Origin of the sequence: Saezia sanguinis (assembly GCF_003991585.1) — a bacterium.
Lineage (GTDB): Bacteria > Pseudomonadota > Gammaproteobacteria > Burkholderiales > Burkholderiaceae_C > Saezia > Saezia sanguinis.
In genome coordinates this window covers 1-259 of the sequence record NZ_PQSP01000119.1, presented here as the reverse complement: position 1 = coordinate 259, position 259 = coordinate 1, and the positions used below count along the sequence as shown (strand labels likewise).

The window sequence follows — 259 nt, the reverse complement described above, 5'->3', positions numbered from 1 at the left end:
GTCCACGCCGATCCCCAAGGTGTACAGCTGCAGTACTTCGTCGAAATGATCGATGATGGCGTTTCGGATGGCCAGCGCCACCGGGACCGCCAGCTTTTCGAACCCGAGTACCTCGAAGCCGTAGGTGTCGAAGATCTCCCGGCCGACCTCGCGGCTTATACGTCGGGCCGTTGCGGGGTCCAGGTTCTCGATATCCACAGAGGGTGCTTCTGATATCGCGGGATCTCGCGCTGGGGGAGCCTCGTCCCGTGCTGCGGCG

At 62.9% G+C, this 259-nt stretch carries 1 protein-coding gene; it reads right to left on the bottom strand.

Annotated elements, in window-relative coordinates:
- On the bottom strand, nt 1-198 hold a 198-nt coding region (locus tag CUZ56_RS15195), incomplete at its 3' end, for a hypothetical protein (protein WP_148113776.1).
- Nucleotides 199-259: the final 61 nt, after the last annotated feature.